Consider the following 21155-nt stretch of genomic DNA (forward strand, 5'->3'; position numbering starts at 1 on the left):
AGAATGCCGGTATGAGTAGCGAAAGACGGGTGAGAATCCCGTCCACCGAATGCCTAAGGTTTCCTGAGGAAGGCTCGTCCGCTCAGGGTTAGTCAGGACCTAAGCCGAGGCCGACAGGCGTAGGCGATGGACAACAGGTTGATATTCCTGTACCACCTCTTTATCGTTTGAGCAATGGAGGGACGCAGAAGGATAGAAGAAGCGTGCGATTGGTTGTGCACGTCCAAGCAGTTAGGCTGATAAGTAGGCAAATCCGCTTATCGCGAAGGCTGAGCTGTGATGGGGAAGCTCCTTATGGAGCGAAGTCTTTGATTCCCCGCTGCCAAGAAAAGCTTCTAGCGAGATAAAAGGTGCCTGTACCGCAAACCGACACAGGTAGGCGAGGAGAGAATCCTAAGGTGTGCGAGAGAACTCTGGTTAAGGAACTCGGCAAAATGACCCCGTAACTTCGGGAGAAGGGGTGCTTTCTTAACGGAAAGCCGCAGTGAATAGGCCCAAGCGACTGTTTAGCAAAAACACAGGTCTCCGCGAAGCCGTAAGGCGAAGTATAGGGGCTGACACCTGCCCGGTGCTGGAAGGTTAAGGAGAGGGGTTAGCGTAAGCGAAGCTCTGAACTGAAGCCCCAGTAAACGGCGGCCGTAACTATAACGGTCCTAAGGTAGCGAAATTCCTTGTCGGGTGAGTTCCGACCCGCACGAAAGGTGTAACGATTTGGGCACTGTCTCAACCAGAGACTCGGTGAAATTGTAGTACCTGTGAAGATGCAGGTTACCCGCGACAGGACGGAAAGACCCCGTGGAGCTTTACTGTAGCCTGATATTGAATTTTGGTACAGCTTGTACAGGATAGGCGGGAGCCTTTGAAACCGGAGCGCTAGCTTCGGTGGAGGCGCTGGTGGGATACCGCCCTGACTGTATTGAAATTCTAACCTACGGGTCTTATCGACCCGGGAGACAGTGTCAGGTGGGCAGTTTGACTGGGGCGGTCGCCTCCTAAAGTGTAACGGAGGCGCCCAAAGGTTCCCTCAGAATGGTTGGAAATCATTCGTAGAGTGCAAAGGCATAAGGGAGCTTGACTGCGAGACCTACAAGTCGAGCAGGGACGAAAGTCGGGCTTAGTGATCCGGTGGTTCCGCATGGAAGGGCCATCGCTCAACGGATAAAAGCTACCCCGGGGATAACAGGCTTATCTCCCCCAAGAGTCCACATCGACGGGGAGGTTTGGCACCTCGATGTCGGCTCATCGCATCCTGGGGCTGTAGTCGGTCCCAAGGGTTGGGCTGTTCGCCCATTAAAGCGGTACGCGAGCTGGGTTCAGAACGTCGTGAGACAGGTTCGGTCCCTATCCGTCGTGGGCGTAGGAAATTTGAGAGGAGCTGTCCTTAGTACGAGAGGACCGGGATGGACGCACCGCTGGTGTACCAGTTGTTCTGCCAAGGGCATAGCTGGGTAGCTATGTGCGGAAGGGATAAGTGCTGAAAGCATCTAAGCATGAAGCCCCCCTCAAGATGAGATTTCCCATAGCGTAAGCTAGTAAGATCCCTGAAAGATGATCAGGTTGATAGGTTCGAGGTGGAAGCATGGTGACATGTGGAGCTGACGAATACTAATAGATCGAGGACTTAACCATATAATATGTAGCAAATGTTATCTAGTTTTGAAGGAATATGCCTTCATTAGTTTGGTGATGATGGCAGAGAGGTCACACCCGTTCCCATACCGAACACGGAAGTTAAGCTCTCTAGCGCCGATGGTAGTTGGGACCTTGTCCCTGTGAGAGTAGGACGTCGCCAAGCAATTAAAAACACGAGTCATTTGACTCGTGTTTTTTTGTATTTTCTTTTATATTTATATTAACCTTATGATTAAACACTAAAAAATATGGCTAGGATAGTGAAGAAGCAAAAGAGTTGCAAATTTTTTTAATACGTATATAATTAAAGTCAAAGATAGTCAAAGTCAATAAAGGTGGCGGATAAATGAGAAATATATCTGATATCATTGAGCAATATCTAAAGCAAGTTATTGACTTAAGCAATAATAATGTGATTGAAATTAAGAGAAATGAGATTGCAGATCGATTCGATTGTGTTCCGTCTCAAATTAATTATGTAATCAATACTCGTTTCACGTTAGAAAGAGGGTTTCTAGTAGAAAGTAAACGAGGTGGAGGAGGTTACATTCGCATTATAAAAGTCAAATTGCATGACGATATAGACATTATTGATCAAATGCTTCATATGATTGATCATAGTATTGCGCAAGGAAATGCGGAGGGTATCATTATACGTTTAATAGAAGAGGATATTATAACAAGTCGTGAGGCTAAACTTATGTTAAGTGTATTGGATCGTTCTGTATTATTAATGGATTTACCTTCTCGAGATGAACTTAGGGCTCGAATATTATGCGCAATGTTAAGAACACTGAAATATAAATAAACATAACTTTTGTAAAAGATGTTATTTAAGGTAATGCAATTTATAATTGTGGAACTTTTTACAGACAGCATGTATTTTTATCAAACTGATTAATCGAAGAGAACAATCTAGTAATGTATGAAAAGTATCATGAGATAGATCGTTCCTGTTGTAAAGGTGGGGATAGAGATGACTTGTCAAAACTGTAACATGAGACCAGCAACTTTACATTATACAAAAGTAATAAATGAGAAAAAGGCGGAAGTTCATCTTTGCGAGCAATGTGCAGAACAAAGTGGCTATACGTCTTTCTTTCAATCACCACAATCTAGCTTTTCCTTTCATGATTTACTGGCCGGATTATTAAATGGTGAATCATCGATGTTTGAAAATAAAGAAGATCTTTTTGCAAATAAAAATATACTAAGATGTCCATCTTGCAAGATGACGTATGAACAATTTACAAAGATAGGTCGGTTTGGATGCGCTTCTTGTTACGATGCATTTAAAGAACAACTAAAACCGCTTTTAAAGCGTCTGCATGGTGGTCATACAGAGCATTGTGGAAAAATTCCAGGGCGTATAGGAGGAAATATCCACCTAAAGAAAGAATTAGATGAACTAAAACTAAATCTGAAGCATTATGTACAGAAAGAAGAATTTGAAAAGGCAGCTCAAGTTCGAGACCAAATTCGAAGTCTTGAAAATCAGCTTAGTGAGCATAGAGAGGGGGAATAGTTCTATGTCACTGGACCGTATTATGAATGAAGCGATTAGTCCATGGATGAAGGGTGATGGTCCTAATTCTGATATTGTTTTAAGTAGTCGTATTCGTTTGGCTCGTAATTTAAAAAAATATCAATTCTCCACTATGCAAACAGATGAAGAAGCTAAGCAGATTAATGAATTATTTAAGAGGAAGTTTGTAAATAAAAAGGCAGATCCTTTCGGGAGATTCGGACTTTTAAAGATGAATGAATTAACCCCACTTCAAAGGAGAGTTTTAGTAGAAAAACATTTAATTAGTCCTAATCTTGCGGGAACAGAATCGGGGGCATGTCTATTATCAGAAACCGAACATATAAGTGTCATGCTTAATGAGGAAGATCATGTGAGAATACAATGTTTGTTTTCAGGACTACAGCTATCAGAAGCGCTTCAAAGTGCGAATCAAATAGATAATTTGATTGAAGAAGAGGTTGAATACGCTTTTGATGAATCCCTTGGTTATATTACAAGTTGCCCTACTAATGTAGGGACGGGATTAAGGGCTTCTGTAATGATTCATTTGCCTGGGCTTGTTTTAACGAAAAGAATTAACCGTATAATACAAGTAATTCAAAAATTAGGCTTAGTAGTAAGAGGGATATATGGTGAAGGTAGCGAAGCGTTAGGTAATATATTTCAAGTCTCCAATCAAATGACATTAGGAAAATCAGAAGAAGGTATTATAGCAGATTTAAAGAACGTCATTCAGCAAATTATACAACAAGAAAAAATTGCTAGAGAATTAATTGTACAAAACTCAAGTATTGAGCTTGAAGATAAAGTATATCGTTCTTACGGTACACTAGCTAACAGTCGTCTAATTCAATCTGCAGAGGCAGCAACTTGCTTGTCAGATGTACGACTTGGCATCGATTTAGGTTATATAAAAGATATATCGAGCAATATTTTAACCGAATTAATGGTTCTTACTCAGCCGGGCATTTTACAACAATATGCCGGAGGGCCTTTAGGACCAGAGGAGAGAGATTATCGGAGAGCAACATTAATCCGTGAGCGATTACGAATTGAACAAAATTAAGCGCAAGTAGGAGGCGATTTCTATGATGTTTGGAAGATTTACAGAAAGAGCACAGAAAGTATTAGCTTTATCTCAAGAAGAGGCAATTCGCATTGGGCATAATAATATTGGAACAGAACATATTTTACTTGGGCTCGTACGCGAAGGTGAAGGAATTGCGGCAAAAGCGTTAATTGCTCTTGGATTAAGCCCAGAGAAAGTTCAAAAAGAGGTAGAGGCATTGATTGGGCGCGGAACAGAAGCATCCCAAACAGTTCATTATACACCTCGTGCTAAGAAAGTAATTGAATTATCTATGGATGAAGCTCGTAAATTAGGTCATTCCTATGTTGGAACAGAGCACATTTTACTCGGTTTAATCCGTGAAGGTGAAGGTGTTGCAGCTCGTGTTTTAAATAACTTAGGCGTGAGTTTAAATAAGGCAAGACAGCAAGTTTTACAACTTCTCGGAAGCAATGAGGCTACCTCAGGTCACCAAGGAGGCTCATCAACAAATGCAAATACACCAACACTCGATAGTTTAGCACGTGACTTAACGGTTGTTGCACGTGAAAGTCGACTAGATCCTGTTATTGGGCGTAGTAAGGAGATTCAACGTGTTATCGAAGTACTAAGTCGTAGAACGAAAAACAATCCAGTATTAATTGGAGAGCCTGGTGTAGGTAAAACAGCAATTGCAGAAGGGCTAGCGCAGCAAATTGTAAATAATGAAGTCCCTGAAACTTTAAGAGATAAGCGTGTCATGACATTAGATATGGGTACAGTTGTCGCTGGTACAAAATATCGTGGTGAATTTGAAGATCGTTTAAAGAAAGTGATGGATGAGATTCGCCAAGCTGGAAATATCATTCTATTTATTGATGAGCTTCATACGTTAATTGGTGCGGGAGGGGCGGAAGGTGCAATTGATGCATCGAATATTTTAAAACCATCTTTAGCTCGTGGTGAATTACAATGTATCGGGGCGACAACTTTAGATGAGTATCGTAAATATATTGAAAAAGATGCGGCGTTAGAGAGACGTTTCCAACCAATTCATGTTGATGAACCAAGCTTAGAAGAATCAATTCAAATTTTAAAAGGTTTACGTGACCGCTATGAGGCTCATCACCGTGTATCTATTACAGATGATGCAATCGATGCAGCTGTAAAGCTTTCAGATCGTTATATTACAGATCGTTTCTTACCGGATAAAGCAATTGACCTAGTTGATGAAGCTGCATCAAAAGTTCGTTTACGTTCTTATACAACACCGCCGAACTTAAAAGAACTTGAAGTGAAGCTTGAGGAGATTAGAAAAGAAAAGGATGCAGCTGTACAAAGTCAAGAATTTGAAAAAGCTGCTTCCTTACGTGATATGGAACAACGTTTACGTGAGAAATTAGAAGATACAAAACGCCAATGGAAAGAACAACAGGGAAAAGAAAACTCAGAAGTAACGGTAGAAGATATTGCCAATGTTGTTTCAACATGGACGCGTATTCCGGTTTCTAAACTTGCGCAAACAGAAACAGATAAATTGCTGAACTTAGAATCTATTTTACATGATCGTGTAATTGGGCAAGATGAAGCTGTTGTTGCTGTGGCAAAAGCGGTTCGCCGTGCACGAGCTGGTTTAAAAGATCCGAAACGTCCAATTGGTTCATTTATTTTCTTAGGACCGACTGGTGTAGGTAAAACAGAATTAGCAAGAGCGTTAGCTGAATCTATGTTCGGTGATGAGGATGCAATGATCCGCATCGATATGTCTGAGTACATGGAAAAGCATTCTACTTCTCGTTTAGTGGGATCTCCTCCGGGGTATGTTGGATATGAAGAAGGTGGACAATTAACAGAGAAAGTTCGTCGTAAACCATACTCTGTTGTTCTACTAGATGAAGTAGAGAAAGCACACCCGGATGTATTTAACATTTTACTACAAGTGTTAGAAGATGGGCGGTTAACGGATTCTAAAGGACGTACAGTTGATTTCCGTAATACAATTGTGATTATGACTTCTAACGTTGGTGCAGAGGCGTTAAAACGTAATAAACATCTTGGATTTAATGTACAAGATGAGAGTCGCGATTATTCAGATATGAAAGGTAAAGTAATGGATGAATTGAAAAAAGCATTTCGTCCAGAGTTCTTAAACCGCATTGATGAAATTATTGTGTTCCATATGCTTGAGAAAAAACATATTCAAGAAATTGTAACACTTATGGTGAATCAGTTAGTGAATCGCTTAAAAGAACAAGAAATTGAATTGCACTTAACAGAAGGGGCAATTTCAGCGATTGCTGATAAAGGATTTGATCGTGAGTACGGTGCTCGTCCGCTTCGTAGGGCCATTCAGAAGCATGTAGAAGATAGACTATCAGAAGAACTTTTAAAAGGCGCTATTGAGAAAGGACAAAAAGTTATCTTTGATGTAGAAGGAGAATCATTTGTCATTCATAGTGTGGAAAAGGTAAAATAAGTATAGACAAACAAAGAGGGCTACGCGATAGCCCTCTTTCTTGTACGAGAAAGATATACGTTTATAGATGAAAGTGAAGTGAAATATAAAACAATATGGCTAAGAAGAAAACAAAATTTACATGTCAAGAATGTGGTTATCAGTCACCAAAATATATGGGGAAATGTCCAGGGTGTGGACAATGGAATACTCTTGTTGAAGAGATGGAACCAGTTGTATCATCGAGGCGCCTTAACTATGCAAATGCAATTCAAACAGAAGTAACAAAACCAAGACGTCTTACAGAAGTAGAAACAAAGTCAGAGGCGCGTATTGAAACGAAATTTCAAGAGTTTAACCGTGTACTTGGTGGGGGAATTGTTGATGGATCCCTTGTACTTATTGGGGGAGATCCTGGGATTGGGAAATCAACCTTACTGTTACAAATTTCATCACAATTAGCAGATGCTTCTTATGACGTGCTATATATATCCGGTGAAGAATCAGCAAAACAAATTAAACTTCGTGCGGATCGCTTGCATGTGAATGGAAGTAATTTATTTGTTGTATCAGAAACAGATTTGCAGCGAATTGCGGCACATATTGAAGAAATGAATCCAGCTTTTGTTGTTATTGACTCCATTCAAACGATACATTTACCCGAAGTGACGTCAGCTCCTGGAAGTGTGGCGCAAGTACGTGAATGTACAGCAGAATTGATGAAACTTGCAAAAACAAAAGGGATTCCAATTTTTATCGTAGGACATGTAACGAAAGAGGGAGCAATTGCCGGACCACGTATGTTAGAACATATGGTAGATGCAGTTCTTTACTTTGAAGGAGATCGCCATCATACATATCGTATTTTACGAGCTGTAAAAAACCGTTTTGGTTCTACAAATGAAATGGGTATCTTTGAAATGAAAGAGCTTGGTCTGGCTGAAGTATTAAACCCTTCTGAAATTTTCCTCGAAGAGAGACCTGTTGGTGTTGCAGGATCTACAGTAGTTGCCTCAATGGAAGGAACAAGGCCTGTTTTAGTAGAAATACAAGCATTAATCTCTCCTACTAGCTTTGGAAACCCTCGAAGAATGGCGACAGGAATTGATCATAATCGCGTGTCACTTATTATGGCAGTGCTAGAAAAAAGAACCGGTTTATTATTACAAAATCAAGATGCATATTTAAAGGTTGCGGGCGGTTTGAAATTAGATGAACCGGCAATTGATTTAGCGGTTGCTTTAAGTATTGCTTCGAGTTTTAGAGATAAGTCAACTGCGCCAACTGATGCAGTAATAGGAGAAGTAGGGTTAACTGGTGAAATAAGAAGGGTATCAAGAATTGAACAACGTGTACAAGAGGCGGCTAAATTAGGATTCCAGCGCGCTATTATCCCAAGGAAAAATTTAGGGGGATGGACAATTCCTGATGGGATTGAAGTAGTGGGTGTTTCTAATTTAGGCGAAGCGCTTCGTTTGACATTAGGAGGCTAGGCTATGGAAGAAAACAAGCAACGTGTCAAAAGTATGATTAATATTTTACAGCTTGTTGCCCCAGGGACACCACTGCGCGAAGGTATAGATAATGTACTTCGTGCACAAACAGGAGGTCTAATTGTCCTTGGGTATAATGAACAGATTAAAAGTATCGTTGATGGAGGGTTTCATATTAATTGTGCGTTTTCACCCGCTAGTTTATATGAGTTAGCAAAAATGGATGGGGCACTTATTTTAAACGAAACGGGAAGCAAGATTTTAATCGCTAATGCACAATTGGTTCCAGAGTCATCTATTGACTCTATTGAAACCGGAATGCGTCACCGAACGGCAGAGCGAGTAGCAAAGCAGACAGGTAGCCTTGTTGTTGCTATTTCACAAAGACGTAACGTAATTACCCTATATCAAGGGAACTTACGTTATACACTAAAGGATATAGGTGTTATTTTAACGAAGGCAAATCAAGCTATTCAAACTTTAGAAAAATATAAGGCCGTATGGAATGATGGTATTACTAATTTGGGTATTCTAGAGTTTGAAGAGGTAGTTACAATGTCTGAAGTAGTTCATGTTTTACATAGCGTTGAAATGGTGCTTCGTATTAAGAATGAAATATTAAGCTATATCCATGAATTAGGAACAGAAGGTAGACTTATTCGTTTGCAACTTACAGAATTATTGGCAGATTTAGAAGCAGAGGCAGCGTTATTAATTAAAGATTATTACCAAGAGAAAACACAAGACCATTATCAAGTTTTAAAAAAACTGCAGGAACTTGCAAATGCACAGCTTCTTGAAGATAGTGATTTAGTTAAACTGCTTGGCTATCCAGGGCAAACGAGCTTAGAAGAGAGCGTGACACCAAGAGGATATCGAATTACAAGTAAAATTTCTAGGGTACCACCTCTTATTATTGAAAATTTAATTAATCGCTTTAAAACATTGCAAGGTGTTTGTCGAGCGACTATCAATGAATTGGATGATGTGGAAGGAATTGGAGAAGTTCGAGCGAAGAAGATACGTGAAGGATTAAAAAGAATTCAAGAGCATCTCTATATGAGTAGACACAATTAAGAATATTACATTGATTCTATAATATAACGACACTAGAACATTTTTGGTATATGATATGATATATTGGTAAATAAAACTATTTATAAAAAAACACGTCCGCTTTTGCATTCGGCGTTTTGATTAGCAAAACAATGGTTAATAATGAGTAGGAGGTGGTTGGATGTTAAAACGGATCGTACAGCTCTTCTTTTTAGTGATTGGAGGAGCGTTAGGGATTTTCTTAATCCCAAAAGTTATTAATGTATTGGATATTGGTGCCGTTCCATGGCTTGAAGGATCGTATGTTCGTGCGATTATTGGCGCAATTATTTTATTTTTAACAACATTTTGGCTTGTAGATTATATTGTTCAACTTATTAAGCATATTGAAGAAGCTCTTGTGAAAGCACCTGTAGCAGATGTTCTATTTGGTACACTAGGGTTAATCTCCGGTCTTATTGTTGCGTATTTAATATTGATACCAATTCGTGAATTTACAATCCCAGTCATTAGTACAGTATTGCAAGTTTTCTTCACTCTTTTACTTGGGTATTTAGGATTCCAAGTAGGGTTTAAAAAGAGAAATGAATTGCTAGGATTATTTACATTACCACAACGCGGTGGTAAGAAAAAAAATAATAATAGTAGCGAGAATGAAGAGGTAGAGGGAGAAGTAGAAGAATCTTTAGCACATTGGAAGATTCTTGATACGAGTGTAATTATTGACGGGCGTATTGCTGATATTTGTCAAACGAAGTTTCTAGAAGGAACAATTGTAATTCCTCAATTTGTATTAGAGGAGCTTCAACATATTGCTGATTCTTCTGATGCGTTAAAGCGTAACCGAGGTCGTAGAGGATTAGATATTTTAAACCGTATTCAAAAGGAAATGGCGATTCCGGTAGAAATTTATGAGGGCGATTTCGAAGATATTCAAGAAGTGGATAGCAAGCTTGTAAAGCTGGCAAAAATCACTGGTGGTACTGTTGTAACAAATGATTTTAACTTAAATAAAGTTTCTGAATTACAAGGAGTAACGGTTTTAAACATTAATGATTTAGCAAATGCTATTAAGCCGGTTGTACTCCCTGGTGAAGAACTAAGTGTTTACGTTGTTAAAGATGGTAAAGAGCAAAATCAAGGTGTTGCTTATTTAGATGACGGTACGATGATTGTAGTAGAAGATGGCAGAGAGTATGTAGGTTCGCAACTCGATGTACTTGTTACAAGTGTATTGCAAACATCGGCAGGTCGGATGATTTTCGCAAAACGTAAATTATTAGAAAGAGCATTATAAGTAGAGGGCTAGTGGCATGTATACATTAATTATTCCGGCAGCGGGCCAAGGAAAGCGAATGGGTGCTGGTAAAAATAAATTATTTTTACTTATAAATGAAGTGCCCATCATTGTGCATACGTTACGCGCTTTTGAAAAAGACGAAGTGTGTAAGAGTATTATTATGGCAATTAATGAAGAGGAACGTCCTTATTTTGAGGAGTTAATGCAGAAATATCCTATTGAAAAACAGGTGCAATTTATTCAAGGCGGAGCTGAAAGACAAGATAGCGTATATAATGCGCTTCAACACGTGAAAGAAGTTGATTATGTTCTTGTGCACGATGGAGCACGTCCGTTTGTAACGAATAAAATGACTCGTGAAGTATTAACTATGGCGGAAAAACATGGTGCTTCCATTTGTGCAGTGCCGGTGAAAGACACAGTGAAGAAGGTAGAGCAGAATGTTGTCATTGAAACAGTAGAACGCTCGCAGCTTAAAGCTGTTCAAACACCGCAAGGATTTTCAGTTGCTCTTTTATTAGAAGCACATAGAAGCGCAAAGCAAAGCTGTTTCCTTGGTACGGATGATGCAAGTCTTGTAGAACGTATCGGTAAGCAAGTAGGTGTAGTAGAGGGGAGTTACTATAATATTAAAGTGACGACTCCGGAGGATTTATTAATTGCAGAAAGTTTCCTGCAAGTTCAGAAGAAGTAGCAATAATAGTATAGTGAGAAAAGCTCGGTCATTGCCGAGCTTTTCTTTATAGTAATAGCGATATAACATAGAGTCATAAAGCTTAGTAGTGTAGTTTGAGGAGGATGGAAATAATGTTTCGAATTGGACAAGGTTTTGATGTACACGAATTTGCAGAGGGTAGACCGTTAATTATCGGCGGGATTACAATTCCTTATGAAAAGGGTTTAATAGGTCACTCGGATGCAGATGTACTTTTACATACAATTGCTGATGCATGTTTAGGAGCGATTGCAGCAGGTGATATCGGAAAGCATTTTCCTGACACGGATCCTGCTTTTAAAGATGCGGATTCAGCGGTGTTATTACAAAAGGTTTGGGAATTTGTACGTGAACAAGGTTATGAATTAGGGAACCTTGACTGTACGATTATTGCCCAGAAACCAAAGATGGCACCTCATATTGAGAGTATGCGTAAGCGTATTAGTGAGCTGCTAGAAACTTCTATCGACAACATTAATGTAAAGGCAACAACGACAGAGAAATTAGGATTTACAGGTAGAGAAGAAGGGATTGCTTCTCAAGCAGTTGTATTATTGCAGAAAAAATAATGGTTTTTAATTCGTAAGATGGATAATCACATTTTTTTGGTGTACAATTATAGAATGTGTTGACATTAAGAATGGAAGGTGTACCAATTATGGAAAAGCAAGTGAGAGTGCGCTATGCGCCAAGTCCAACAGGACACTTACATATCGGAAATGCGCGTACGGCATTATTTAATTATTTATTTGCTCGTCATCAAGATGGCAAGTTTATTATTCGTATTGAAGATACTGATGTAAAACGTAATGTTGCTGGTGGAGAAGAAAGCCAATTAAAATACTTAAAATGGCTTGGTATGGACTGGGATGAAGGTGTTGATGTTTGTGGTGAATTTGGACCATATCGTCAAACAGAACGTTTAGATATTTATAAAAAATTATATGAAGATTTATTAGAGCGTGGCTTAGCTTATAAATGCTATATGACAGAAGAAGAGCTAGAAGCAGAACGTGAAGGGCAAATCGCTCGTGGTGAAACACCTCGTTATGCGGGTAATCATCGTGATTTAACAGAAGAACAAATCAAGGGATTCGAGGTAGAAGGTCGTATTCCAAGTATTCGTTTCCGTGTACCGACTGATCGCGATTACACATTTAAAGATATTGTAAAAGATGAAGTTGCGTTCCACTCAAATGATTTCGGTGATTTCGTTATCGTGAAAAAAGATGGAATTCCAACTTATAACTTTGCGGTAGCAGTAGATGATCATTTAATGGAGATTACACACGTTCTTCGCGGCGATGACCATATTTCTAATACGCCAAAACAAATGATGATCTATGAAGCTTTCGGCTGGGATATCCCGCAGTTCGGTCATATGACTCTAATTGTAAATGAAAGTCGTAAAAAGCTAAGTAAACGTGATGAATCTATTATTCAATTTATTGAGCAGTATAAAGAGCTTGGATATCTTCCAGAAGCAATCTTTAACTTTATCGCATTACTAGGTTGGTCGCCAGTAGGAGAGGAAGAAATCTTCTCTAAAGACGAATTTATTGAAATGTTTGATGCAGCTCGTTTATCAAAATCACCTGCATTATTCGATTCTCAAAAACTAAAATGGATGAACAACCAATATATGAAGAAGCAAGATCTAGATGCGGTTGTTGAGCTAAGTTTACCGCACTTAGTGAAGGCTGGTCGCGTAGGTGAAAACTTAAGCGAGCAAGAACAAGTTTGGGTTCGTGATGTAATTGCTTTATATCATGACCAAATGAGCTTTGGAGCTGAAATTGTAGAGCTTTCTGAAATGTTCTTTAAAGATCATGTAGACTATGAAGAAGAAGGAAAAGAAGTATTGAATGGTGAACAAGTACCTGAAGTACTTCGTGCATTTGCAACTCAACTAGAAGCTCTAGAAGAAATGGAGCCAGCGGCAGTTAAGGCGGCTATTAAAGCGGTTCAAAAGGAAACTGGACATAAAGGTAAGAATCTATTTATGCCGATCCGTGTTGCAACTACTGGGCAAACACATGGTCCAGAACTTCCTAATGCTATCGCACTTCTTGGAAAAGAAAAAGTTTTAAATCGTATTCAAAAAGTAATTGGTTAACATTTACCGAATTTAGAAATATAATAAGTATACTTAAAAACCTAATAAGAGAAAGCGACGAGAAGAAGAAGTAGAAGATCAGGCTTTTTACAGAGAGAACCACCTTTAGGCTGGAAGTGGTTTATAAGCGGATTTTTGAAATGCCCCTTCGAGTCTTCTGTTGAACAACGAAGTATTTCTTCGTGAAACGCCTTAGAGCGCAAAGTAAACAGAAGCGGTGTAAACCGTTATCATGGATGAGTTTGAGGCTTTTTTAGCCTAAACAGAGTGGAACCGCGCTTATAAGGCGTCTCTGTCAATATGACAGAGGCGTCTTTTTTTATACCGTGTAAATGGGTATGAGTATAAATTTTTATCTGCTTGGATAAAAATTTAGGGGATAAGTGGGGGAGTTAGGGAAATCGGTTCACTCGAAAAAGCAGCCCATAAAGGGGAGGGAACATCGATGTTTAAGAGACTTCGGGAAGATATTGAAGTCGTTTTTGAACAGGATCCAGCGGCGCGAAGTTATTTCGAAGTCATTTTAACTTATTCTGGATTACATGCAGTTTGGGCCCACCGAATTGCACATGCTTTTTATAAAAGGAATTTTTTCTTTATTGCACGCTTTATTTCACAAGCTAGTCGTTTCTTTACTGGTATTGAGATTCATCCAGGAGCAACCATTGGTCGTCGTTTTTTCATTGACCATGGCATGGGAGTTGTTATTGGAGAGACGTGTGAAATCGGTGATAATGTAACGATTTATCAAGGGGTTACACTTGGTGGTACAGGTAAAGAGAAGGGGAAAAGGCATCCGACAATTCAAGATAATGTATTAATTGCAACAGGTGCTAAAGTACTTGGGTCTATTACCGTTGGTGAGAACTCTAAAATTGGAGCAGGATCTGTCGTGTTAAAAGAAGTTCCTGCGCATTCTACAGTTGTAGGTATACCTGGCCGTGTCGTTATTCAAAATGGAGTAAAGATTGGCCAAGAATTAAATCATTCTGATCTTCCGGATCCGATTTTTGATAAATTAAAGGTTATGGAAGCAGAGCTTGATAAATTGAAGAAGCAACTTGAAGTAAAAGTAGAAAGGAAGGATAAAAATGACTATTCACATTTATAATACGTTAACGCGTCAAAAAGAAGAGTTTGTTCCATTAGAAGAAAATAAGGTAAAGATGTATGTGTGCGGACCTACAGTTTATAACTACATTCATATTGGGAATGCGAGACCACCTATGGTGTTTGATACAGTACGTCGTTATTTAGAATACAAAGGATATGATGTGCAGTATGTATCTAACTTTACTGACGTAGATGATAAACTAATTAAAGCGGCGAATGAATTAGGTGAAGATGTTCCGACAATTGCAGACCGTTTTGTTGAAGCCTACTTTGAAGATGTAACTGCATTAGGTTGCAAACATGCGACAGTTCATCCGCGTGTAACGGAAAATATGGATATTATTATTGAATTCATCCAAGAGCTTGTGAATAAAGGGTATGCATATGAATCAGAGGGTGACGTTTACTATAAAACAAAAGAGTTTGAAGGCTACGGTAAACTATCACATCAACCAATTGCGGATTTGCGTCACGGTGCGCGTATTGAAGTGGGAGAAAAGAAACAAGATCCACTTGACTTCGCTTTATGGAAAGCGGCTAAGGAAGGCGAAATTTTCTGGGAGAGTCCTTGGGGAAATGGGCGTCCGGGCTGGCACATTGAATGCTCTGCAATGGCGCGCAAATATTTAGGTGACACAATTGATATTCATGCTGGTGGCCAAGATTTAGCGTTTCCTCACCATGAAAATGAAATTGCACAATCTGAGGCGTTAACTGGAAAAACATTTGCACGCTATTGGATGCATAATGGATATATTAATATTAACAATGAGAAGATGTCTAAGTCGTTAGGGAACTTTATTTTAGTTCACGATATTATTAAACAATATGATCCGCAGTTGATCAGGTTCTTCATGTTATCTGTACATTATCGACATCCAATCAACTTTAGCGAAGAGTTATTACAAAGTACAAACAATGGATTGGAGAGAATTAAAACAGCATATGGCAACTTGAAGCACCGTATGGAAAGTAGTAGTGATTTAACGGATCATAATGAGAAATGGTTAGCTGAAATAGAGAAATTCCAATCGGCATTTGAGGAAGCGATGAATGATGATTTCAATACAGCGAATGCGATAACTGAACTATACAACGTAGCAAATCATGCAAACCAATACTTATTAGAAGAGCATACTTCAACAGCGGTAATTACGGCGTATATGAGGCAATTTGAAACATTGTTTAGTATTTTAGGATTAGAATTAGTAAAAGAAGAATTACTTGATGAAGAGATTGAAGTGCTTATCCAAAAACGTATTGAAGCTCGTAAAAACCGTGATTTTGCATTATCCGACCAAATTCGTGATGATTTAAAAGAACGTAATATTATTTTAGAAGATACCGCTCAAGGTACAAGATGGAAAAGAGGATAAGAATGATTGATGCAAAGCAATTAAACAGCTTAGCGTTAGCATATATGGGTGATGCGGTGTACGAACAGTATATCCGCTATCACCTCCTTCAAAAAGGAACCGTTCGCCCTAATCAGTTACATCGTTTAGGGACGAGCTTTGTTTCAGCGAAAGCACAGGCGAAAGTTGTTTACCATTTATTAGAAACAGCATTTTTGACAGAGGAAGAAGAGGTGGTGCTAAGAAGAGGGCGTAATGCAAATTCGGGTACCGTTCCAAAGAATACGGATGTACAAACATACCGACATAGTACAGCCTTCGAAGCGCTGCTTGGTTATCATTATTTATTAAATAATAGTGAAAGATTAGAAGAAATTGTATATAAAGCAATTGATGTTTTAGAAACGAAGGAAGGGGGCGCATCATCATGAATAGTGAATATATTATCGGACGTAACCCTGTAATTGAAGCGTTACGATCAGGAAGAGATATTAATAAAATTTGGATTGCAGAAGGTGCTGCCAAAGGACAGGTACAAATTGTATTAGCGTTAGCGAAGGAAAATAAAATTATTTTGCAACACGCACCGAAGAAAAAGTTGGATCAGCTTGTTGAAGGGAATCACCAAGGGGTAATTGCCCAAGTAGCTGCATACCAATATGCAGAGCTAGAAGACTTATTTGCAGCGGCAGCTGAGCGAAATGAAGATCCTTTCTTCTTAATTTTAGATGAAATCGAAGATCCGCATAATTTAGGATCTATTATGCGTACGGCAGATGCAACAGGAGCTCATGGTATTATCATTCCGAAGAGAAGGGCTGTTGGGCTTACAGCATCAGTTGCAAAAGCTTCAACTGGAGCAATTGAATACGTTCCTGTTGCGCGTGTAACAAACTTATCACGTACAATTGATGATTTAAAAGAACGTGGTCTTTGGATTGCAGGTACAGATGCGAAAGGGAAAACAGACTACCGTAATTTAGACGGTAATATGCCAATTGGATTAGTTATTGGTAGTGAAGGAAAAGGTATGAGCCGTCTTATCGGTGAAAAGTGTGATTTTCTAATTAATTTACCAATGGTTGGTAAAGTTACATCCTTAAATGCTTCAGTAGCTGCAAGTCTGTTAATGTATGAGGTATATCGCAAACGTCACCAAATCGGTAAATAAAAATGAACGATATTTTAATCGTTGACGGTTACAACATTATCGGAGCTTGGACAGACTTGAAAAAATTGAGGGATGTAGATTTACAGTCATCAAGAGACGCACTTATTGATAAGATGGCGGACTATCAAGGTTATACAGGTACAAGAGTAATGATTGTATTTGATGCCTATACGGTTCAAGGTATTGAAAAAAAGATGAAGCAATCGCGTGTGGAAGTAATTTTCACGAGAAAGAATCAAACTGCGGATGAAAAGATAGAACAACTCGCGATTGAGCTTAGGAACATAAACACACAAGTCTATGTTGCGACTTCTGATTATACAGAGCAGTGGGTTATTTTCGCACAAGGGGCGCTTCGAAAATCTGCACGTGAATTAGAATTAGAGGTGCAGGCGATGGAGCAACAAGTGAGGCGTCGTACGAAAGATGCAAAAGAAAAGCAACCAGCTATGCGGGCAATATTTAGTAAAGATATTACAGAAAAGTTAGAAAAATTAAGGAGAGGAGAGCGTTGAAGCATTGACGCTCTTCGCCCTGTTACTGTATAATATTGCTAAATAAATAGCGGTCGGAGGGATCAAGGTGGAAGCAGGCTTCGTAAGTGTAGGCGACGTTACATTTCGTGATTTAGAGGATGAGGCAATAGTTGAGTTAGTTCGAAAAGGTAATATTGATGCTCTAGAATATTTAATTCACAAATACAAGAACTTTGTTCGTGCGAAATCAAGATCTTATTTCTTAGTGGGTGCCGATCGAGAAGATATTGTTCAAGAAGGTATGATTGGATTGTTTAAAGCGATTCGTGACTATAAAGAGGACAAGCTTTCTTCATTTAAAGCATTTGCTGAACTGTGTATCACTCGACAAATTATTACTGCTATTAAAACGGCGACAAGACAAAAACATATTCCGTTAAATTCGTATGTTTCTTTAGATAAACCGATTTACGATGAGGAATCTGATCGAACACTATTAGATGTTATTTCAGAGGCGAAGGTAACTGATCCTGAAGAAATGATTATTAGTCAGGAAGAATATACAGACATAGAATCAAAAATATCAGAATTATTAAGCGATTTAGAAAGAAAAGTGCTTTCTTTATACTTAGATGGTCGTTCTTACCAAGAGATTTCAGAACAGTTAAACAGACATGTGAAATCGATTGATAACGCCCTGCAACGTGTGAAAAGAAAATTGGAACGGTATATGGAGATGAGAGAGAATACAACTTTAAACTCATAGTAGATACCGCAGGTGTGAAATAATCCACCTGTTTTCTTTTTATCCGGCTATTTGCGGGCGGTAAGACTTTCACCTCAAAACTCAGACAAAGCAAAGAGATTAGGTGGAAGATCAATTACTCGTAAAAGCCCGATTGGTGAGGGCTAATAATCATTGGGGAATGGAGAATCCCCAATGATTAAAGTTTTACTTTATAAGGAGAGTAAACGGCATGTCATTGACATTGTCTTTTATTGTATGATACATTTTTAGGGACATAATGTTACAAGGTTGGTGTAACAAATGAGGAAAAAAGTTGTACTCTCATGTGAAGAGTGTAAAAATCGAAACTACTCTACGATGAAAGATACGAGCTCAGTAGAGCGACTTGAGATAAAGAAGTTTTGTAAAACATGCAATAAGCATACAGTTCATAAGGAAACAAAATAAATAATTGAAACAATAAACTGGAGGTCCCGTAAATGCGTTTAACGAACTTTTTTGGCGATGTAAGTCGCGAAATGAAAAAAGTAAGTTGGCCTAAGAAAGACGAATTACTCCGTTCAACAGCCACTGTTATTGCAACAGTTGTATTCTTCGCGATTTTCTTCGCGGTAGTTGATATGGGCATTTCTTCTTTAATTCGGTTAATTCTTGGTTAATTCTTGAATAAGAAGCACTTATCCATGATATAATGTTATTTATACGAACTGTGTAAAAGCCCGGTGAACGGGTTTTTTCATTTGCACAAAAAAATGTACGTCAGGGAGGGAAGGACGCTCGTCCTAAATGAATGGAAAAAAGTTGGTATGTTGTCCATACTTATTCTGGATATGAAAATAAAGTAAAAGCAAACCTAGAGAAACGTGTAGAATCAATGGGAATGCAAGATAAAATTTTCCGTGTTGTTGTCCCAGAAGAAGTAGAAGTAGAAATGAAAAACGGAAAAGAAAAATTAATGAAAAGAAAAGTATTCCCAGGTTACGTGTTAGTTGAGCTAATCATGACTGATGATTCTTGGTATGTTGTTCGTAATACACCGGGTGTAACAGGTTTCGTTGGTTCTTCTGGTTCTGGTTCTAAACCATCTCCTCTATTGGAAGAGGAAGTTGTTACCATTATGAAGCATATGGGAATGGACAATGAAGTGGTTGATTTCGACTTTGAACTTCATGAGACAGTACGTGTAAATGAGGGGCCATTCGCGGATTATACAGGTGCTATCGAAGAAATCGATGTGGAAAAGAAAAAAGTTAGAGTACTTGTAGACATGTTTGGTCGTGAAACACCAGTCGAGCTTGATTTCCATCAAATTGAAAAATTATAAAATGGAACTTGAAATGAATTGTAAAAAGTGATAATATCTTTTAAGTCAGTACGTCTTCGGTAACGGAGACGTTTTTTGAAAAAGATTTTATCGCTACAGATAAAATATGAAGTGGGAGGGCAAATCATTGCCCAATTGACCACATCACGGACTTAAGGAGGTGTGTCTCGTGGCTAAAAAGGTAATTAAAATGGTAAAACTTCAAATTCCTGCAGGTAAAGCTAACCCAGCTCCACCAGTTGGTCCAGCATTAGGACAAGCAGGTGTTAACATCATGGGCTTCTGTAAAGAGTTTAACGCTCGTACAGCAGATCAAGCTGGTCTTATCATCCCTGTTGAAATTACGGTATTTGAGGACCGTTCATTCACTTTCATTACTAAAACTCCTCCTGCTGCTGTTCTTCTTAAGAAAGTAGCTGGTATTGAGTCTGGTTCTGGTGAACCAAACCGTAATAAAGTGGCAACTGTTAAGCGTGATAAAGTACGCGAAATCGCTGAAACTAAAATGCCTGACCTAAACGCTGCTAGCGTAGAAGCTGCAATGCGTATGGTTGAAGGTACTGCGCGCAGTATGGGCATTGTTATCGAAGATTAATTCGATTTGTTTTTTTGTAAAAAAGGTTGCGGGTCTGGAATTCCAATTCGCAACCTTTATTATCGTAAATGAGTATTGCTTTTAAATAAATGGATGGGCGCACATCCTCGGGGATTCCCGGAATGAAGGCGTAAACGTGGGAGGTTATTCCGCTAAAACCACATTCAAGGAGGAAATAAACATGGCTAAAAGAGGTAAAAAGTACGTAGAAGCTGCGAAGCTTGTTGATCGTGCAGCTGCTTACTCTGCAACAGAAGCAGTAGAATTAGTAAAGAAAACAAACACAGCTAAATTTGATGCAACTGTAGAAGCTGCATTCCGTTTAGGTGTTGATCCTAAGAAAGCTGACCAACAAATTCGTGGTGCAGTTGTTCTTCCACACGGTACTGGTAAAGTACAACGTGTGTTAGTATTCGCTAAAGGCGAAAAAGCAAAAGAAGCTGAAGCTGCTGGTGCTGAATTCGTAGGCGATACTGATTACATCGGTAAAATCCAACAAGGTTGGTTCGATTTCGATGTAGTAGTAGCAACTCCTGACATGATGGGTGAAGTTGGTAAACTTGGTCGCGTATTAGGACCTAAAGGTTTAATGCCAAACCCTAAAACTGGAACAGTTACTTTCGATGTAACTAAAGCTGTTAACGAAATCAAAGCTGGTAAAGTTGAATACCGCGTTGATAAAGCTGGTAACATCCACGTTCCAATCGGTAAAGTATCTTTCGAAGATGCTAAACTAGTAGAAAACTTCAAAACAATTGCTGACACGCTAGTAAAAGCTAAGCCAGCTGCTGCAAAAGGTACTTACATGAAGAACGTAACTGTTGCTTCTACAATGGGACCTGGCGTACGTGTAGATGTTTCTACAATCGCGTAAAAATTGGAAGTTGACTTCATAAAGAAGTTTTAATATAATCATTTATGTTGTGAATTTAAATAGTGTACCGTAGACAGTAGGTGTCAATTTGACTTAATTTCCTACCTAGGTGTTAATATACGAAGCGGAATCTTTTTTCTGTGACTATATGCCTCC

Annotated in this window: 21 protein-coding genes, 2 rRNA genes and 2 other annotated features (2 of these 25 only partly in view); all 23 genes read left to right on the plus strand. The window is 38.9% G+C overall.

What is annotated here, in order from left to right; all coding sequences use genetic code 11:
* Positions 1-1629: ribosomal RNA gene (locus DJ93_RS13350) — 23S ribosomal RNA — on the plus strand (it extends 1292 nt beyond the left edge of the window).
* A gap of 50 nt (positions 1630-1679) precedes the next feature.
* Positions 1680-1795: ribosomal RNA gene (gene rrf / locus DJ93_RS13355) — 5S ribosomal RNA — on the plus strand.
* Between the two features lie 183 nt (positions 1796-1978).
* Positions 1979-2440 (plus strand): transcriptional regulator CtsR, encoded by a 462-nt coding sequence (gene ctsR / locus DJ93_RS13360; RefSeq protein ID WP_042981339.1) that lies wholly within the window; start codon positions 1979-1981, stop codon positions 2438-2440.
* A 168-nt stretch (positions 2441-2608) separates the two neighbouring features.
* A complete protein-coding gene (locus tag DJ93_RS13365) occupies positions 2609-3157 on the plus strand; it encodes a protein-arginine kinase activator protein McsA (RefSeq protein ID WP_042981340.1) in 549 nt (182 codons plus the stop codon).
* 4 nt (positions 3158-3161) lie between these two features.
* Positions 3162-4226: a protein-arginine kinase McsB gene (locus DJ93_RS13370; RefSeq protein WP_042981342.1), complete on the plus strand. Its 1065-nt coding sequence runs from the start codon at positions 3162-3164 to the stop codon at positions 4224-4226.
* 22 nt (positions 4227-4248) lie between these two features.
* Positions 4249-6684: an ATP-dependent protease ATP-binding subunit ClpC gene (gene clpC, locus DJ93_RS13375; protein WP_042981343.1), complete on the plus strand. Its 2436-nt coding sequence runs from the start codon at positions 4249-4251 to the stop codon at positions 6682-6684.
* Between the two features lie 95 nt (positions 6685-6779).
* Positions 6780-8156, plus strand: coding sequence for a DNA repair protein RadA (gene radA, locus DJ93_RS13380; protein ID WP_042981344.1), 1377 nt, complete (start codon positions 6780-6782; stop codon positions 8154-8156).
* Positions 8157-8159: 3 nt separating this feature from the next.
* Positions 8160-9233 carry a DNA integrity scanning diadenylate cyclase DisA gene (gene disA / locus DJ93_RS13385; protein WP_042981345.1) on the plus strand — a complete coding sequence of 358 codons (1074 nt, stop codon included), beginning with the start codon at positions 8160-8162 and terminating at the stop codon, positions 9231-9233.
* Positions 9234-9393: 160 nt separating this feature from the next.
* Positions 9394-10509, plus strand: a complete 1116-nt coding sequence (locus DJ93_RS13390) for a PIN/TRAM domain-containing protein (RefSeq protein WP_042981346.1) — start codon at positions 9394-9396, stop codon at positions 10507-10509.
* A gap of 16 nt (positions 10510-10525) precedes the next feature.
* Positions 10526-11206, plus strand: coding sequence for a 2-C-methyl-D-erythritol 4-phosphate cytidylyltransferase (ispD, locus tag DJ93_RS13395; protein WP_042981347.1), 681 nt, complete (start codon positions 10526-10528; stop codon positions 11204-11206).
* A 113-nt stretch (positions 11207-11319) separates the two neighbouring features.
* Positions 11320-11796: a 2-C-methyl-D-erythritol 2,4-cyclodiphosphate synthase gene (gene ispF, locus DJ93_RS13400; RefSeq protein ID WP_000488394.1), complete on the plus strand. Its 477-nt coding sequence runs from the start codon at positions 11320-11322 to the stop codon at positions 11794-11796.
* A gap of 89 nt (positions 11797-11885) precedes the next feature.
* Positions 11886-13343: a glutamate--tRNA ligase gene (gene gltX / locus DJ93_RS13405; RefSeq protein ID WP_042981349.1), complete on the plus strand. Its 1458-nt coding sequence runs from the start codon at positions 11886-11888 to the stop codon at positions 13341-13343.
* A 48-nt stretch (positions 13344-13391) separates the two neighbouring features.
* Positions 13392-13640: a binding site (T-box leader), on the plus strand.
* Positions 13641-13788: 148 nt separating this feature from the next.
* A complete protein-coding gene (gene cysE, locus DJ93_RS13410; protein WP_042981350.1) occupies positions 13789-14454 on the plus strand; it encodes a serine O-acetyltransferase in 666 nt (221 codons plus the stop codon).
* A complete protein-coding gene (gene cysS, locus DJ93_RS13415) occupies positions 14435-15832 on the plus strand; it encodes a cysteine--tRNA ligase (RefSeq protein ID WP_042981352.1) in 1398 nt (465 codons plus the stop codon). The genes cysE and cysS overlap by 20 nt, the downstream gene beginning before the upstream one ends.
* Positions 15833-15834: 2 nt before the next feature.
* Positions 15835-16242, plus strand: coding sequence for a Mini-ribonuclease 3 (locus DJ93_RS13420; protein WP_042981354.1), 408 nt, complete (start codon positions 15835-15837; stop codon positions 16240-16242).
* On the plus strand, positions 16239-16982 hold the full coding sequence (gene rlmB, locus DJ93_RS13425; RefSeq protein WP_042981355.1) for a 23S rRNA (guanosine(2251)-2'-O)-methyltransferase RlmB: 744 nt from the start codon (positions 16239-16241) through the stop codon (positions 16980-16982). The genes DJ93_RS13420 and rlmB overlap by 4 nt, the downstream gene beginning before the upstream one ends.
* 2 nt (positions 16983-16984) lie before the next feature.
* Positions 16985-17497, plus strand: coding sequence for an NYN domain-containing protein (locus DJ93_RS13430; protein ID WP_042981356.1), 513 nt, complete (start codon positions 16985-16987; stop codon positions 17495-17497).
* Positions 17498-17564: 67 nt separating this feature from the next.
* Positions 17565-18224, plus strand: coding sequence for an RNA polymerase factor sigma-70 (locus tag DJ93_RS13435; protein WP_042981357.1), 660 nt, complete (start codon positions 17565-17567; stop codon positions 18222-18224).
* 282 nt (positions 18225-18506) lie between these two features.
* Positions 18507-18653, plus strand: a complete 147-nt coding sequence (rpmG, locus tag DJ93_RS30515; RefSeq protein WP_012260172.1) for a 50S ribosomal protein L33 — start codon at positions 18507-18509, stop codon at positions 18651-18653.
* Between the two features lie 32 nt (positions 18654-18685).
* Positions 18686-18865, plus strand: coding sequence for a preprotein translocase subunit SecE (secE, locus tag DJ93_RS13440; RefSeq protein WP_042981358.1), 180 nt, complete (start codon positions 18686-18688; stop codon positions 18863-18865).
* Positions 18866-18996: 131 nt separating this feature from the next.
* Complete coding sequence (gene nusG, locus DJ93_RS13445) at positions 18997-19530, plus strand: transcription termination/antitermination protein NusG (RefSeq protein ID WP_042981360.1); 534 nt, start codon at positions 18997-18999, stop codon at positions 19528-19530.
* A 169-nt stretch (positions 19531-19699) separates the two neighbouring features.
* Entirely contained in the window at positions 19700-20125 is a 426-nt protein-coding gene (rplK, locus tag DJ93_RS13450; protein WP_001085872.1) for a 50S ribosomal protein L11, read from the plus strand.
* Between the two features lie 181 nt (positions 20126-20306).
* Positions 20307-20999 carry a 50S ribosomal protein L1 gene (gene rplA, locus DJ93_RS13455; protein ID WP_042981361.1) on the plus strand — a complete coding sequence of 231 codons (693 nt, stop codon included), beginning with the start codon at positions 20307-20309 and terminating at the stop codon, positions 20997-20999.
* 49 nt (positions 21000-21048) lie between these two features.
* Positions 21049-21155: a sequence feature (ribosomal protein L10 leader region), on the plus strand; it runs 39 nt beyond the window's last position.

Source organism: Bacillus clarus (assembly GCF_000746925.1).
Lineage (GTDB): Bacteria > Bacillota > Bacilli > Bacillales > Bacillaceae_G > Bacillus_A > Bacillus_A clarus.